The 14,276-nt window shown below is 62.6% G+C and carries 27 protein-coding genes and 1 pseudogene; all 28 read right to left on the reverse strand.

What is annotated here, in order from left to right:
* Nucleotides 1-10: 10 nt before the first annotated feature.
* Nucleotides 11-433: a 50S ribosomal protein L17 gene (gene rplQ / locus AC1ROB_RS22345; protein ID WP_492972856.1), complete on the reverse strand. Its 423-nt coding sequence runs from the start codon at nt 431-433 to the stop codon at nt 11-13.
* 35 nt (nt 434-468) lie between these two features.
* On the reverse strand, nt 469-1,485 hold the full coding sequence (locus tag AC1ROB_RS22350; protein ID WP_492972855.1) for a DNA-directed RNA polymerase subunit alpha: 1,017 nt from the start codon (nt 1,483-1,485) through the stop codon (nt 469-471).
* Between the two features lie 144 nt (nt 1,486-1,629).
* Entirely contained in the window at nt 1,630-2,022 is a 393-nt protein-coding gene (gene rpsK, locus AC1ROB_RS22355) for a 30S ribosomal protein S11 (RefSeq protein WP_492972854.1), read from the reverse strand.
* Between the two features lie 35 nt (nt 2,023-2,057).
* Nucleotides 2,058-2,435 carry a 30S ribosomal protein S13 gene (rpsM, locus tag AC1ROB_RS22360; RefSeq protein WP_492972853.1) on the reverse strand — a complete coding sequence of 126 codons (378 nt, stop codon included), beginning with the start codon at nt 2,433-2,435 and terminating at the stop codon, nt 2,058-2,060.
* A gap of 189 nt (nt 2,436-2,624) precedes the next feature.
* Nucleotides 2,625-3,275, reverse strand: coding sequence for an adenylate kinase (locus AC1ROB_RS22365; protein WP_492972852.1), 651 nt, complete (start codon nt 3,273-3,275; stop codon nt 2,625-2,627).
* Nucleotides 3,272-4,618 carry a preprotein translocase subunit SecY gene (gene secY, locus AC1ROB_RS22370; RefSeq protein WP_492972851.1) on the reverse strand — a complete coding sequence of 449 codons (1,347 nt, stop codon included), beginning with the start codon at nt 4,616-4,618 and terminating at the stop codon, nt 3,272-3,274. The genes AC1ROB_RS22365 and secY overlap by 4 nt, the downstream gene beginning before the upstream one ends.
* Nucleotides 4,619-4,704: 86 nt before the next feature.
* A complete protein-coding gene (gene rplO, locus AC1ROB_RS22375) occupies nt 4,705-5,226 on the reverse strand; it encodes a 50S ribosomal protein L15 (RefSeq protein WP_492972850.1) in 522 nt (173 codons plus the stop codon).
* Between the two features lie 52 nt (nt 5,227-5,278).
* Complete coding sequence (gene rpmD / locus AC1ROB_RS22380) at nt 5,279-5,491, reverse strand: 50S ribosomal protein L30 (RefSeq protein ID WP_492972849.1); 213 nt, start codon at nt 5,489-5,491, stop codon at nt 5,279-5,281.
* 5 nt (nt 5,492-5,496) lie between these two features.
* Nucleotides 5,497-6,063 carry a 30S ribosomal protein S5 gene (rpsE, locus tag AC1ROB_RS22385; RefSeq protein ID WP_492972848.1) on the reverse strand — a complete coding sequence of 189 codons (567 nt, stop codon included), beginning with the start codon at nt 6,061-6,063 and terminating at the stop codon, nt 5,497-5,499.
* A 16-nt stretch (nt 6,064-6,079) separates the two neighbouring features.
* A complete protein-coding gene (rplR, locus tag AC1ROB_RS22390) occupies nt 6,080-6,451 on the reverse strand; it encodes a 50S ribosomal protein L18 (protein ID WP_492972847.1) in 372 nt (123 codons plus the stop codon).
* Nucleotides 6,452-6,462: 11 nt separating this feature from the next.
* Nucleotides 6,463-6,996 (reverse strand): 50S ribosomal protein L6, encoded by a 534-nt coding sequence (rplF, locus tag AC1ROB_RS22395; RefSeq protein ID WP_492972846.1) that lies wholly within the window; start codon nt 6,994-6,996, stop codon nt 6,463-6,465.
* A gap of 10 nt (nt 6,997-7,006) precedes the next feature.
* Nucleotides 7,007-7,402, reverse strand: coding sequence for a 30S ribosomal protein S8 (gene rpsH / locus AC1ROB_RS22400; RefSeq protein WP_492972845.1), 396 nt, complete (start codon nt 7,400-7,402; stop codon nt 7,007-7,009).
* A gap of 12 nt (nt 7,403-7,414) precedes the next feature.
* The gene (gene rpsN / locus AC1ROB_RS22405) at nt 7,415-7,720 is read right to left on the reverse strand and encodes a 30S ribosomal protein S14 (RefSeq protein WP_492972844.1); all 306 of its coding nucleotides are present in this window, start codon (nt 7,718-7,720) and stop codon (nt 7,415-7,417) included.
* 20 nt (nt 7,721-7,740) lie between these two features.
* Nucleotides 7,741-8,271 (reverse strand): 50S ribosomal protein L5, encoded by a 531-nt coding sequence (gene rplE, locus AC1ROB_RS22410; RefSeq protein ID WP_492973281.1) that lies wholly within the window; start codon nt 8,269-8,271, stop codon nt 7,741-7,743.
* Nucleotides 8,272-8,297: 26 nt separating this feature from the next.
* A complete protein-coding gene (gene rplX / locus AC1ROB_RS22415; RefSeq protein WP_492972843.1) occupies nt 8,298-8,621 on the reverse strand; it encodes a 50S ribosomal protein L24 in 324 nt (107 codons plus the stop codon).
* 3 nt (nt 8,622-8,624) lie between these two features.
* Nucleotides 8,625-8,993, reverse strand: a complete 369-nt coding sequence (gene rplN, locus AC1ROB_RS22420) for a 50S ribosomal protein L14 (protein ID WP_492972842.1) — start codon at nt 8,991-8,993, stop codon at nt 8,625-8,627.
* Between the two features lie 35 nt (nt 8,994-9,028).
* The gene (rpsQ, locus tag AC1ROB_RS22425; protein WP_492972841.1) at nt 9,029-9,265 is read right to left on the reverse strand and encodes a 30S ribosomal protein S17; all 237 of its coding nucleotides are present in this window, start codon (nt 9,263-9,265) and stop codon (nt 9,029-9,031) included.
* An 11-nt stretch (nt 9,266-9,276) separates the two neighbouring features.
* On the reverse strand, nt 9,277-9,477 hold the full coding sequence (gene rpmC, locus AC1ROB_RS22430; protein WP_492972840.1) for a 50S ribosomal protein L29: 201 nt from the start codon (nt 9,475-9,477) through the stop codon (nt 9,277-9,279).
* A 3-nt stretch (nt 9,478-9,480) separates the two neighbouring features.
* Nucleotides 9,481-9,900: a 50S ribosomal protein L16 gene (gene rplP, locus AC1ROB_RS22435; RefSeq protein ID WP_492972839.1), complete on the reverse strand. Its 420-nt coding sequence runs from the start codon at nt 9,898-9,900 to the stop codon at nt 9,481-9,483.
* Between the two features lie 17 nt (nt 9,901-9,917).
* On the reverse strand, nt 9,918-10,622 hold the full coding sequence (rpsC, locus tag AC1ROB_RS22440) for a 30S ribosomal protein S3 (protein WP_492972838.1): 705 nt from the start codon (nt 10,620-10,622) through the stop codon (nt 9,918-9,920).
* A 92-nt stretch (nt 10,623-10,714) separates the two neighbouring features.
* Nucleotides 10,715-11,086: pseudogene (gene rplV / locus AC1ROB_RS22445) on the reverse strand (50S ribosomal protein L22); the annotation flags it as partial.
* Between the two features lie 2 nt (nt 11,087-11,088).
* Complete coding sequence (rpsS, locus tag AC1ROB_RS22450) at nt 11,089-11,367, reverse strand: 30S ribosomal protein S19 (RefSeq protein WP_492972837.1); 279 nt, start codon at nt 11,365-11,367, stop codon at nt 11,089-11,091.
* Nucleotides 11,368-11,386: 19 nt separating this feature from the next.
* Nucleotides 11,387-12,223, reverse strand: coding sequence for a 50S ribosomal protein L2 (gene rplB / locus AC1ROB_RS22455; RefSeq protein ID WP_492972836.1), 837 nt, complete (start codon nt 12,221-12,223; stop codon nt 11,387-11,389).
* Between the two features lie 4 nt (nt 12,224-12,227).
* Nucleotides 12,228-12,521, reverse strand: coding sequence for a 50S ribosomal protein L23 (locus AC1ROB_RS22460; protein WP_492972835.1), 294 nt, complete (start codon nt 12,519-12,521; stop codon nt 12,228-12,230).
* On the reverse strand, nt 12,518-13,138 hold the full coding sequence (gene rplD, locus AC1ROB_RS22465) for a 50S ribosomal protein L4 (RefSeq protein WP_492973280.1): 621 nt from the start codon (nt 13,136-13,138) through the stop codon (nt 12,518-12,520). Before rplD ends, AC1ROB_RS22460 begins: the two co-directional genes overlap by 4 nt.
* A 24-nt stretch (nt 13,139-13,162) precedes the next feature.
* Nucleotides 13,163-13,846: a 50S ribosomal protein L3 gene (gene rplC / locus AC1ROB_RS22470; RefSeq protein ID WP_492972834.1), complete on the reverse strand. Its 684-nt coding sequence runs from the start codon at nt 13,844-13,846 to the stop codon at nt 13,163-13,165.
* 13 nt (nt 13,847-13,859) lie between these two features.
* Complete coding sequence (gene rpsJ, locus AC1ROB_RS22475) at nt 13,860-14,168, reverse strand: 30S ribosomal protein S10 (RefSeq protein WP_144257943.1); 309 nt, start codon at nt 14,166-14,168, stop codon at nt 13,860-13,862.
* Nucleotides 14,169-14,199: 31 nt separating this feature from the next.
* Nucleotides 14,200-14,276 (reverse strand): EF-Tu C-terminal domain-related protein (locus tag AC1ROB_RS22480; RefSeq protein WP_445808136.1); only part of this gene is annotated, 77 nt, incomplete at its 5' end.

Here is a 14,276-nt window from a genome sequence, read left to right on the forward strand (position 1 = left end):
CGTCAGCCGATCAGGCTGCCGCTTCGGCCTCGGCCGCGTCCTGCACCGGACCGGAGTCCAGGCCCTTGGCCGACGGGTCGCGATCGACGAGCTCGACCACGGCCAGCGGGGCGGCATCGCCATAGCGGAAGCCGGCCTTCAGCACGCGGCTGTAACCGCCGCTGCGCGAGGCGTAGCGCTCGTTCAGCGTCGAGAACAGCTTGTCCACCGCAGCCTTCTCCGGCAGGAAGGACAGCGCCTGGCGACGGGCATGCAGATCGCCGCGCTTGCCGAGCGTGATCAGCTTGTCGATCAGCGGCTTCAGCTCTTTGGCCTTCGGCAGCGTGGTCGTGATCTGCTCATGCTTGATCAGCGACGCGGCCATGTTGCCGAACATCGCACGGCGATGAGCGCTGGACTTGTTCAGTTTGCGGCCGGCATTGCGGTGACGCATAGCTACTCTCCTCGATCTTCGTCAGGCGGGCAGGATCAGTATTGATCCTGCAGCTTCTTCGCCAGTTCTTCGATATTCTCCGGCGGCCAGTTGGGAACATGCATACCGAGATGCAGCCCCATCTGAGCCAGAACTTCCTTGATCTCGTTCAGCGACTTGCGGCCGAAATTCGGCGTCCGCAGCATCTCCGCCTCGGTCTTCTGGATCAGATCACCGATGTAGACGATGTTGTCGTTCTTGAGGCAGTTGGCCGAACGGACCGACAGCTCGAGCTCATCGACGCGACGCAGCAGGTTCGGATTGAACTCCGGCTCGGTCGTGATCTTCTCGCGCGACTCAGCCTTGGGCTCTTCGAAGTTGATGAAGAGCTGGAGCTGGTCCTGCAGGATGCGGGCGGCATAGGCCAGCGCGTCATCCGGCTTGATCGCGCCGTTGGTTTCCATCTGCATGGTCAGCTTGTCATAGTCGAGAATCTGGCCCTCGCGGGTATTCTCGACCTTGTACGAAACCTTGCGGACCGGGCTGTAGAGCGCATCGACGGGGATCAGGCCGATCGGCGCATCTTCCGGACGGTTGGCCGACGCGGGCACATAGCCCTTGCCGGTCTCAACGGTCAGTTCCATGCGGATGGTGGCGCCGGCATCCAGCGTGCACAGCACGTGGCTCGGATCCATCACTTCGATGTCATGACCGGTCTCGATCATCTTGGCGGTGACTTCGCACGGACCCTGGGCGTTCAGGTGCATGCGCTTCGGGCCTTCGCCGTGCATCTTCAGCGCCATCGACTTGATGTTCAGCACGATGTCGGTGACGTCTTCACGCACGCCGGGGATGGAGGAGAATTCGTGCAGCACGCCGTCGATCTTGATCGACGTGACGGCGGCACCCTGCAGCGACGAGAGCAGCACGCGGCGCAGCGCATTGCCCAGCGTCAGGCCAAAGCCACGCTCCAGCGGCTCGGCGACAATCGTGGCTGTACGGCCCGGCACGGCGCCAGGCTCGATAACCAGTTTGTTCGGCTTAATCAGATCGGTCCAATTCTTCTGGATCACCTGTAACCTCGTTCGGTTGCGGCGGGCGCGGACACACCGCCTAGACCACCTCGGTTGCGGCTACGGCCGCCCCTGTCTCGTCGGAGGGGGGCGGCCGGCCACGCTATTCTTTTCTGCGCCGGACCTAAATCCGACGCGGACCGTTTAGATGCGGCGACGCTTCGGCGGACGGCAGCCGTTATGCGGGATCGGCGTCACGTCGCGGATGCTGGTGATCACGAAGCCGACGGCCTGCAGGGCGCGCAGAGCGGACTCGCGGCCCGAACCCGGGCCCTTCACTTCGACTTCCAGCGTACGCACGCCGTGCTCGGCAGCGCGACGGCCAGCGATGTCGGCGGCGACCTGAGCGGCATACGGCGTCGACTTGCGCGACCCCTTGAAGCCCTGGCTGCCAGCCGACGACCAGGCAATGGTGTTGCCCTGGGCGTCGGTGATGGTGATCATCGTGTTGTTGAACGAAGCATTCACATGCGCAACAGCGGATGTGATGTTCTTCTTTTCCTTGCGCCGGGGGCGCGCGGTCTTGTCCTTGACCATGGATCCTGCAGTCCTTCGAAACGGGGGCTAACGGTTTAGCGCGCGGCTTTCTTTTTGCCGGCGATGGCGACCGCCTTGCCCTTGCGGGTACGGGCGTTGGTATGGGTACGCTGACCACGGACCGGCAGGCCCTTGCGATGACGCAGGCCGCGGTAGCAGCCCAGATCCATCAGGCGCTTGATGTCCATGGCGATTTCACGGCGCAGGTCGCCTTCGACCTTGTAGTCGCGGTCGATCGCTTCACGGATCTGCAGCACTTCGGCATCGGTCAGCTGATTGACACGACGCTCCGAAGGCAGACCCACCTTCTCGCAAATTTCTTTCGCCTTCACCCGGCCGATACCGTAAATGTAGGTCAGTGCGATCTCGACCCGCTTGTTGGTCGGAATGTTCACGCCAGCGATACGCGCCACGTTTTTCTCCTCGAATCACACGCCCCGGACAGCCGGAACGTTCACCTTAGGCACCGTTTAGACACGAGACAAACCCAACGAAGTCAATGACTTACGTCGGGATCCGCTGCCTCTTATCCTGCTCGCGCCCGTTGCCTAAGGGGCGCGATTATAGAAACTCTTCCTACTCAGTCAACTACTTAAGTGGGATCAAAGCGCGGCTAAAACAGCCTCGATCTGACCCGTCACATCGTCTATTTCCGCCATGCCGTCCACCCGCTTCAGGATGCCGCGCCCGTCATAGTACGGAAGAAGCGGCGCCGTCTGCTCGTGGTAAGCCTTCAGGCGCGGAACCACGGTCTCGGCCTTGTCATCCGCACGGCGGCTGAACTCGGTCGAACCGCAGCGATCGCATACGCCTGGCTGCTTGGTCGGCTGGAATTTGTCATGGTAGCCCGCGCCACACTTGGTGCAGGTGAATCGGCCGGTGATTCTCTCAACCAGAATGCCATCATCGACCTTCATTTCGATCACGGCATCCAGCTTGAGCTTGCGCTCGGCCAGCATCTTGTCCAGGGCTTCCGCCTGCTTGGTGGTGCGCGGGAAGCCATCCAGGATGAACCCCTTGCGGCAGTCCGGCTGGTCGATCCGGTCAGCAATGATGCCAACCACGATCTCGTCCGAGACCAGGGCGCCGCTGTCCATGATCGCCTTGGCCTTCAGGCCAATGGCCGAGCCAGACTTGACGGCGGCGCGCAGCATGTCTCCGGTCGAAAGCTGGACCAGGCCATGCTTGGCCATCAGACGCTGGGCCTGGGTGCCTTTGCCGGCGCCCGGGGGCCCGAGCAGGATCAACCTCATTTGCGCGCTCCCCTCAGCTTGGCCTTCTTGATGAGGCCCTCATACTGGTGTGCCAACAGGTGCGACTGAATCTGCGCAACGGTATCCATGGTCACGCTGACCACGATCAGCAGCGAAGTACCGCCGAAATAGAACGGCACCGAATACTGCGAGATCAGGAACTCGGGCAGAAGACAGACCGCGGAGATATAGGCCGCACCGACCACCGTCAGACGGGTCAGTACGTAATCGAAATACTCGGCCGTACGCTGGCCCGGACGGATGCCCGGCACGAAGCCGCCGTACTTCTTCAGGTTATCCGCCGTCTCGTTCGGATTGAATACGACAGAAGTATAGAAGAAGCAGAAGAACACGATCAGGGCGACGTAGGTCGCCATGTACAGCGGCTGACCGTGGCCCAGCAGCGTGGTGATGGTGGTGACCCAGCCAGGCGCGCCGGCGCTGGCGGTGAACTGTGCAATCGTCGCCGGCATCAGCAGCAGCGAGGAGGCAAAGATCGGCGGAATCACACCCGACGTGTTGAGCTTCAGCGGCAGATGCGAGCTTTCACCGCCGAACATGCGGGCGCCCTGCTGGCGCTTGGGGTACTGCACCAGGATGCGGCGCTGGGCGCGTTCCATGAACACGATCACGGTGATCACGACGACGATCAGGATGAGCAGGAACAGAATGAAGAAGGTGCTGAGCGCACCGGTACGGCCGAGTTCAAGGGTCGCGGCCATGGCGCGCGGCAACTCGGCGACAATGCCGGCGAAGATGATCAGCGACGTGCCCTGGCCAATGCCGCGCTGGGTGATCTGCTCGCCCAGCCACATCAGGAAGAGCGTGCCGCCGGTCAGCGTCACCACGGTCACCAGACGGAAGAACAGGCCGGGCTCCATCACGGCGCCGCCACGGCTGCCGGTCATGCCTTCCAGGCCGACGGCAATACCGTAAGCCTGCACAATGGCCAGCAGCACGGTGCCGTAACGGGTATACTGATTCAGCTTCTTGCGGCCGGCCTCGCCTTCCTTCTTCAGCGCTTCGAGCTGCGGCGTCACCGCCGTCAGCAGCTGCACAATGATGGAGGCCGAGATATACGGCATGATGTTGAGCGCGAAGATGGTCATGCGCTCGAGCGCACCGCCGGCGAAGACGTTGAACATCCCGAGGATGCCGCCGGCCTGCTGACGGAAGATGTCCGCCATGATCATCGGATCGATGCCAGGCAGCGGAATATAGGTGCCAAGCCGGTAGACGATCAGCGCGCCGATCGTGAACCAGATGCGCTTCTTCAATTCGGTCGCTTTGGCGAACGCCCCAAGATTGAGGCTGCCAGCCATGCGTTCCGCTGCCGATGCCATATGCGAGCCCTAAAAATCCGACCGCGTGAACCTGAGACGGACGGCGGGGCCTGTGAGCCCCGCCTCCGGACCTGAAAAGGTCTGACTTACTTCTTCTTGCCTTTGCCCTTGGCCTTCTTCTCGGCCTTCGGCTCGGCTTCCGCCTTCGGAGCGATCAGCACCGTGATGCTGCCGCCGGCCTTTTCCACCGCCGCCTTGGCCGTCGCCGAAGCGCCGCTCACGGTGATGGTGACCTTGGCCTTCAGCTCGCCGGTGCCCAGCAGGCGAACGCCGCCAGCCTTGCGCGAGCACAGGCCGGCCTTCTTCAGCACCGCTTCGTCGATCGGCTGCGCGGCATCGAGCTTGTTCTTCTCGATGGCCGACTGCAGGCGGCCGATGTTGACGGTCTCGAAGTGAACCGGGTTCAGCGGGTTGAAGCCGCGCTTCGGCAGACGACGATAGATCGGCGTCTGGCCGCCTTCGAAGCCCTTGATGCTGACGCCGGTACGAGCCTTCTGACCCTTGACGCCACGGCCCGAGGTCTTGCCCTTGCCGGAGCCGATGCCGCGACCAACGCGCATGCGGTCCTTGCGGGCACCCGGATTGTCGGCGATCTGATTGAGACGCATGTTTCTAACCCTTCCGCTCGGGTCGGCCCCCGTGGAGCCGACCACTTAATCCTTAGCCTTCGACCTGGAGCAGGTGCTGCACCTTGGCAATCATGCCGCGCACCGAGGGCGTATCCTCGAGTTCACGCGACTGATGCAGCTTGCGCAGGCCCAGACCGACCAGCGTACCCTGCTGATCGGCAGTCCGCTTGTTCGCCGAGCGGATCCAGGTCACCTTCACCGTCTTGCCGGCCGCCTTGGCGGCCTTCTTCTTCGCCGGAGCCATGGGGCTTACTCCTCAGTCTCGGACTTGCGGCCGAGAATGTCAGCCACCTTCTTGCCGCGCTTGGCCGCAATATGGCGGGGCGCGTTGAGCTGCTTCAGGGCCTCGAACGTGGCCTTCACCATGTTATGCGGATTCGAGCTGCCCAGCGACTTGGTCACCACGTCGGCAACACCGAGCGTCTCGAACACGGCACGCATCGGACCGCCGGCGATGATGCCGGTGCCCGGAGGAGCCGAGCGCAGCACGACCTTACCGGCGCCATGACGGCCCTCGATGTCGTGATGCAGCGTGCGGCCTTCGCGCAGCGTAACGCGGATCATGTTGCGCTTGGCATGCTCGGTGGCCTTGCGGATGGCTTCCGGCACTTCACGCGCCTTGCCCGAACCGTAGCCGACGCGGCCCTTCTGGTCGCCGACAACGACGAGTGCGGCAAAACCGAAACGCCGACCGCCCTTAACGACCTTGGCGACGCGGTTAATGCTGACCAGCTTGTCGACGATATCGCTTTCGCCGCGGTCGCGATCGCCACCGCGGTCGCCACGCTCGCCTCGTTCGCGTTGAGTAACAGCCATGATACCCGAACCTTTCTTAGAAACTCAGACCGGCTTCGCGCGCAGCCTCGGCGAGCGCCTTGACGCGCCCGTGATAGAGGTACGCACCGCGATCGAAGGTCACCTCGGTGACGCCGGCGGCCTTGGCGCGCTCGGCGATCAACTTGCCCACTTCCGACGCAGCGGCCGTATCGGCGCCGGTCTTCAGCGAACCACGCAGGCTCGACTCCAGCGAAGACGCCGAAACCACGGTCACGCCCTTCACGTCGTCGATGACCTGGGCGTAGATGTAACGCGACGAGCGATGCACGCTCAGGCGCGGACGGCCATGGGCCGCCTTGACGATACGAGTCCGGTTGCGGGCCTTGCGGCGGGCATCCAGATCGTTCATGCGAGTCTTGTTGCTCATCGTCGCGATCCTTACTTCTTCTTGCCTTCCTTGCGGAGGATAGTCTCGTTGGCATACTTGATGCCCTTGCCCTTATAGGGCTCCGGCGGTTTGACCGAGCGGATGTCCGCTGCGACCTTGCCTACGAGCTGTCGATCCGCGCCCGAAATCTTGATCGAAGTGGGCTTTTCCACCTTGATCTCGATGCCGGCCGGAATGGGATAAATCACTTCGTGGCTGAAGCCCATGTTCAGCTGCAGGTTCTTACCCTGCATAGCCGCACGCAGACCGACGCCGTTGATTTCCAGTTCCTGGCTGAAGCCGTCCTTGACGCCCTTGACCAGGTTGCTGACCAGCGTGCGCTGCATGCCCCACATGGAGCGCGAGCGACGATTGACCTGGCGCGGCTTGACGGTGATCTTGCCGTCAGTCAGGGCCACGTCGAGGTCCTCGACGATGGTGAGCTTGAGCTCGCCCTTCGGGCCCTTGGCCGTCAGGGTCTGGCCAGCCAGCTGGACCTGAACGCCCTGCGGCACCGGAACCGGATGCTTGCCGATACGCGACATGATCGACTCCTTAGAACACGCGGCAGAGGACTTCGCCGCCAACATTGGCAGCGCGAGCCTCAGCGTCGGACATCACGCCGCGCGGGGTCGACAGGATCGAAATCCCGAGACCGCCGCGAACCTTGGTGAGGTCCTTAATACCGGAATAAACGCGACGACCAGGCTTCGACACGCGGTCGATCGTCTTGATCACCGGCTCGCCCTCAAAATACTTGAGTTCGATACGGAGGTTGCGCTTGTTGGCTTCTTCCTGCAGCTCGTAGCCGCGGATGTAGCCTTCTTTCTTCAGCACTTCGAGCACGTTCATACGCAGCTTCGAAGCCGGGGAAGCGATTGCCGCCTTACCCGCCTGCTGGCCGTTACGGATACGGGCCAGCATATCGCCCAGGGGATCGGTCAGAGCCATCTGTTGCTCTCCTTACCAGCTCGACTTGGTCATGCCGGGGATCTGGCCGCTCGAGGCCAGTTCACGCAGCATGTTGCGCGACAACTTCAGCTTGCGATAAACGGCGCGCGGACGGCCGGTCAGTTCGCAACGGTTGCGCACACGGATCTTCGCGGAATTGCGCGGCAGTTCGGCCAGTTTCAGGACCGCCTCGAAACGCTCTTCCGGGGTGACATTCTTGTTCTTGATCGCAGCCTTCAGCTTCGCGCGCTTGGCGGCGAACTGAACCGACATCTTGCGGCGGCGCTCGTTTTTCTCGACAGAACTCGTCTTTGCCATATCAGGGGTCCCTTCTCGGCTCAGTTCTGGAACGGCATGCGGAAGGCGGTCAGCAGGGCCTTGGCTTCCTCATCCGTCTTCGCCGTGGTGCAGATGATGATGTCCATGCCGCGGACGTCAGCAACCTTGTCGTAATCGATCTCGGGGAAAATGATCTGTTCCTTGAGACCGAGCGCATAGTTGCCGCGACCGTCAAAGCTCTTGCCGTTCACGCCGCGGAAATCGCGGACGCGCGGCAGCGCGATGTTGATCAGGCGGTCCAGGAACTCGTACATGTGCTCGCGGCGCAGCGTGACCTTGCAGCCGACGCCCTGGCCTTCGCGGAGCTTGAAGTTCGCGATCGCCTTGCGGGACTTGGTCAGCACCGGCTTCTGGCCGGTGATGGCGGCCATCTCGGCGGCAGCGGCGGTCAGCTTCTTCGAGTCCTGCGCGGCTTCGCCCACGCCCATGTTGACGACGATCTTGTCGATCCTCGGCACTTCCATGGCGTTCTTGTAGCCGAACTTCTCGGTCAGCTGCTTGCGGACCTCGGTTTCGTAAATGTCTTTCATACGCGGATTGGCCATCTTAGCCTCCATCAGCGATCGATGACTTCGCCGGAGCGCTTTGCAACGCGCACCTTGCGACCGTCATCAAGGAACTTGACGCCAACGCGGGTCGGCTTGCCGTCTTTCGGATCGGCCAGCATCACGTTGGAAACATGCAGCGGGGCTTCGCGCTGCTCGATGCCGCCGGCCGCGGCGCGGCTCGGCTTGACATGCTTGGTCACCTTGTTGGCGCCGGCCACAGTCACGCGACCACTGTCGCGGCTGACGCTCAGCACCTCACCGGTCACGCCCTTGGAGCGACCGGTGATCACGACGACCTTGTCGCCCTTCTTGATCTTCATAGCTTCGGCCATGGCTTACAGAACCTCCGGCGCCAGCGAGATGATTTTCATATGGCCCTTCGAACGCAGTTCGCGCGTCACCGGCCCGAAGATACGGGTGCCGATCGGCTCTTCCTGCTTGTTGATGAGCACTGCAGCGTTGCGGTCGAAGCGGATGGCGCTGCCATCGGCACGACGGATTTCCTTGGCGGTGCGGACGATGACGGCGCGATGCACGTCACCCTTCTTCACCTTGCCGCGCGGAATGGCGTCTTTCACGGAGACGACGATCACATCGCCGACCTGGGCCGTCCGACGTTTCGCGCCACCCAGCACCTTGATGCACTGGACTCGGCGCGCGCCCGAATTGTCGGCGACGTCGAGATTGGTTTCCACCTGGATCATTGGACCTGTACCTCGCTAAACTATTTTGGTGCGGTTCAGGAAGCGTTTTCGACGACGATCCAGCGCTTAAGCTTGGAAATCGGCTTCGATTCCTGAATCGACACAACCTCGCCCTCTTTCCGAGAATTGTTCTCGTCATGGGCATGGTAATTCTTCGACCGGCGAATGAACTTCTTATACACCGGGTCCATGATGCGGCGCTCAACCTTCACAACAATGGTCTTGTTGCCCTTGTTGCTCACCACGACGCCCTGCAATACGCGCTTCGGCATCTTATCTCTCCTTACGCCTTCTTGGCGGCCGACTGCTTATGCAGCGCGGTCCGCACACGGGCGATATCGCGGCGCACCTGGGTGACGCGCGCGGTGTTCTCGAGCTGACCCGTCGCCTTCTGGAAGCGCAGGTTGAACTGCTCCTTCTTCAGATCGACGAGCTTGGTAGCCAGCTCATCCTTGGTCTTGCCGACCAGTTCGTTACCCTTCATGGCTTACGCTCCCTCACCCAGTCGGGTGACGACCTTGGTCTTGATCGGCAGCTTGGCGGCGCCAAGCAGGAAGGCTTCCTTGGCGAGATTCGCCGGGATGCCGTCCAGTTCAAACATGATGCGGCCAGGCTTCACGCGGCACACCCACAATTCAGGCGCGCCCTTGCCCGAGCCCATGCGGACTTCGGCCGGCTTCTTCGACACCGGCAGATCCGGGAAAACGCGGATCCACATGCGGCCCTGACGCTTGATGTGACGGGTGATCGCACGACGGCAGGCCTCGATCTGGCGAGCGGTGACGCGCGCCGGCTCCAGAGCCTTCAGACCGAAGGCGCCAAAGTTCAGATCGGTACCGCCCTTGGCGACGCCCTTGATGCGGCCCTTAAAGGCCTTGCGGAATTTAGTACGCTTGGGTTGCAACATTTCTCGTTACTCCCGACTCAACCCTGGCGACCCTGGTGGCCCTGATGACCCTGGACCTGTTCGGCCATGCGCTTGTCCTGCGCCATCGGGTCATGAGCCATGATCTCGCCCTTAAACACCCAGACCTTCACGCCGCAGCTGCCATAGGCAGTCTTGGCGGTGGCACGGGCAAAGTCGACATCGGCGCGCAGCGTATGCAGCGGCACGCGGCCTTCGCGATACCACTCGACGCGCGCGATTTCAGCGCCACCAAGACGGCCGCCGCAGGTGATGCGGATGCCGCCGGCGCCCAGACGCATCGCCGACTGCACGGCGCGCTTCATGGCACGGCGGAACGCAACGCGGCGCTCCAGCTGCTGGGCGATATTCTCGGCCACCAGCTTGGCATCGAGCTCCGGCTTGCGGATTTCGACGATGTTCAGATGCACTTCCGACTTGGTCATCTTGGCCAGATCGGAGCGCAGCTTCTCGATGTCGGCGCCCTTCTTGCCGATCACCACGCCCGGACGGGCCGAATGGATGGTGATACGGGCCTTCTTGGCCGGACGTTCGATGACGATGCGGGCAACACCGGCCTGGGCCAGGCGCTGCTCGAGATACTTGCGGATCTTCAGATCCTCATGCAGCAGGCCGGCATATTCCTTGTCGCTGGAATACCAGCGGGAATCCCAAGTGCGGTTGATGCCGAGGCGAAGCCCGACCGGATTGACTTTCTGACCCATTACGCCTGCTCCCCGCTCTGCGCTTCAGCCTTCTTCGACTTCGGCGCCGCCTTGGCGCCCTTCGACTTAGACTGGGCCGGAGCCTTCTTCTCTTCCTCGCGCTCGCGCACCACGATGGTCAGGTGGCTGAACGGCTTCTGAATGCCGGCGCCGCGACCACGCGCACGGGCGTGGAACCGACGCATGACCAAGCCCTTGCCCACGCTTGCTTCGGAAACGACCAGACGGTCGACATCGAGCTGGTGGTTGTTCTCGGCATTGGCGATCGCCGACTGCAGGACCTTCTTGACGTCCTTGGCGATGCGGCGCTTGGAAAAGGCCAGCTCGGACAGGGCCGCCTCGACCCGCTTGCCGCGGATCAGGCCGGCAACCACACCAAGCTTGCGCGGGCTCACACGGATGTTGCGCCCGATAGCCATGGCCTCGGTCTCGCCGAGGCGGGATTCGCGTGCCTGCTTGCTCATGGTTACTTCTTCGCCTTCTTGTCGCCGGCCGTATGGCCCGGGAAGGTGCGGGTCGGCGAGAACTCACCGAACTTATGCCCGACCATTTCCTCGGTCACGTTCACCGGGATGAACTTGTTGCCGTTATGCACGCCAAAGGTCATGCCGACGAACTGCGGCATGATCGTCGAGCGGCGCGACCAGGTCTTGATGACCTCCTTGCGGCCCGAAGACTGAACCTTGTCGGCCTTCTTCAGCAGATACCCGTCAACGAACGGGCCTTTCCAGACAGAACGAGTCACGATCTACCTCCTAGCCCGATCAGCTGTGCTTGCCCGACGGGCGGCGGCGCAGGATCATCTTCTGCGTCCGCTTGTTGTTACGGGTACGCTTACCCTTGGTGTTCTTGCCCCACGGGGTCACCGGATGGCGACCGCCCGAGGTGCGACCTTCACCACCGCCATGCGGATGGTCGATCGGGTTCATGGCAACACCGCGCACGGTCGGGCGAATGCCCATCCAGCGCTTGCGGCCGGCCTTGCCCAGATTGGTGTTCTGGTTGTCCGGGTTGGACACCGCACCGATCGTGGCCATGCATTCGGCCTGCACCAGGCGCTGCTCGCCCGAAGTCAGACGCACGAGCGCCATGCCCTGGTCCTTGCCGACCAGCTGCACGAAGCTGCCGGCCGAACGGGCCATCTGGCCGCCCTTGCCCGGCTTCATCTCCACATTGTGGATGATGGTGCCGACCGGGATCGACTTCAGCGGCATCGCATTGCCCGGCTTGATGTCGGCCTTCTCGCCGGCCACCACGCGGTCGCCGACCTTCAGGCGCTGCGGTGCGATGATGTAGTTCAGCTCGCCGTCGTCGTACTTGATCAGCGCGATGAATGCGGTGCGGTTCGGGTCATACTCGATCCGCTCGACCGTGGCGCCGATATCGAACTTGCGGCGCTTGAAGTCGATCATGCGGTAACGGCGCTTATGGCCACCACCGATATGACGGGTCGTGATGCGACCGAAATGATTGCGGCCACCGGTCTTCTTCAGGCCTTCGGTCAGTTCCTTGACCGGGCGACCCTTGAAGAGCTGCGAGCGGTCGATCAGGACCAGCTGGCGGGTGGACGGCGTAACCGGCTTGTAATTCTTCAAAGCCATGACTTTAGATCCCCGTCGTCACGTCGATCTTGTGGCCGTCGGCGAGGGTGACCATCGCCTTCTTCCAATCTGAGCGCTGGCCCAGTTCGCCACGGAACATCTTGACCTTGCCCTTCACGCGCAGGGTGTTGACGGCCTTCACCTTGACCTTGAACAGCGCCTCGATGGCGGCCTTGATCTCGGGCTTGGTGGCCGACAGCGGCACCTTGAAGGTGACCTGGTTGTACTCGGAAGTACGGGTCGCCTTTTCGGTGATCACCGGCGAAAGGATCACATCGTAGTGGTTCACGTTGCTCATTTCAGGCGAGCCTCCAGAGCCTCGACCGCGGCCTTGGTCAGAACCAGGGTATCGCGACGCAGGATGTCGTACACGTTGGCGCCCTGCTCCGGCAGCACGTCGACATGACGCAGCATGCGCACAGCGCGGGCAAAATTCTCGTCCAGCACCTTGCCGTCGATGACCAGCGCGCTCTCCAGGCCCAGGCCCTTGAACTTGCCAGCCAGCTCCTTGGTCTTGCCGGCCTTCAGCACGGCACTGTCGACGATCTTCAGCTTGCCTTCGGCCAGCTTGGTCGACAGCGCGGTCTTCAGGGCCAGCTTGCGGACCTTCTTCGGCAGATCGATGGCATGGCTGCGCGGCACCGGGCCGAACGCCTTACCACCGCCGCGGAACTGCGGGGCGCGGATACCGCCGTGGCGAGCGCCACCGGTACCCTTCTGCTTGATGATCTTGCGGGTCGAACCGGCAACCTCACCGTAGGTCTTGGTCTTGTGCGTGCCCTGCTGACGCTTGGCAAGCTGCCAGACCACGTAGCGCTGCAGCAGGTCGGCGCGCGGCGGCAGGCCGAACACGTCCTTGGACAGCGTCAGCTTGCCCGAGTCCTTGTTCTCCAGCGTCGTCACGGCGACTTCGATTGTCTCAGCCATGATTCTCTACCCTTACTTCTCAGCGGTCTTGAGGGCCGCCGGCATCGGCAGATCCTTGGCGGCCGGCTTCTTCACCGCGTCACGGATCACCACATACTGGCCCTCAGAACCGGGAATGCTGCCCTTGACCATGATCAGGCCGCGGGTGGCGTCGGTACGCACGATCTGCAGGTTCTGCTGGGTGCGCTGACGGTCGCCCATATGGCCGGCCATCTTCTTACCCTTGAACACCTTGCCCGGATCCTGGCGCTGACCGGTCGAACCATGACTACGATGGCTGACCGACACGCCGTGGCTGGCTTCCAGGCCGCGGAAATTGTGGCGCTTCATGACACCGGCAAAGCCCTTGCCGATCGTCGTGCCCGTCACGTCGACGAACTGGCCGACGAGGAAGTGCTCGACCGACAGCTCGGCGCCGACCTCGACCAGGCCTTCGACCGGGACGCGGAATTCGACAACCTTGCGCTTCGGCTCCACATTCGCCTTGGCGAAGTGGCCGCGCAGGGCCTTGGTGACATTCTTCGGCTTGGCCGCTTCGATACCGAGCTGGAGGGCCGTATAGCCGTCCTTTTCCTCGGTGCGCTGCGCCACCACCTGGCAGTTGTCCACCTTCAGCACGGTCACCGGCACATGTGTGCCGTCGTCCGTGAACAGCCGGGTCATGCCCAGCTTGCGTGCAACCAATCCGGTCCGCATGGGTTCCGTTCCCTTACAGCTTGATCTCGACATCCACGCCGGCGGCGAGGTCGAGCTTCATCAGCGCGTCCACCGTCTGCGGGGTCGGGTCGACGATGTCCAGGAGCCGCTTATGGGTGCGGATCTCGAACTGCTCGCGCGACTTCTTGTCGACGTGCGGCGAACGGTTCACCGTGAACCGCTCGATATGGGTCGGCAGCGGGATCGGGCCACGCACGCGCGCACCAGTGCGCTTGGCGGTGCTGACGATCTCGCTTGTGCTCTGGTCGAGCACGCGATGATCAAACGCCTTGAGGCGAATGCGGATATTCTGACTATCCATGATCTCTGTATCCTGGTTCGCTCGGCGTTACTTACGCGATGACCTTGGCGACGACGCCGGCGCCGACGGTGCGGCCGCCTTCGCGGATCGCGAAGCGCAGGCCTTCAT

This window comes from Ferrovibrio sp. GW821-FHT12F09 (genome assembly GCF_058806775.1).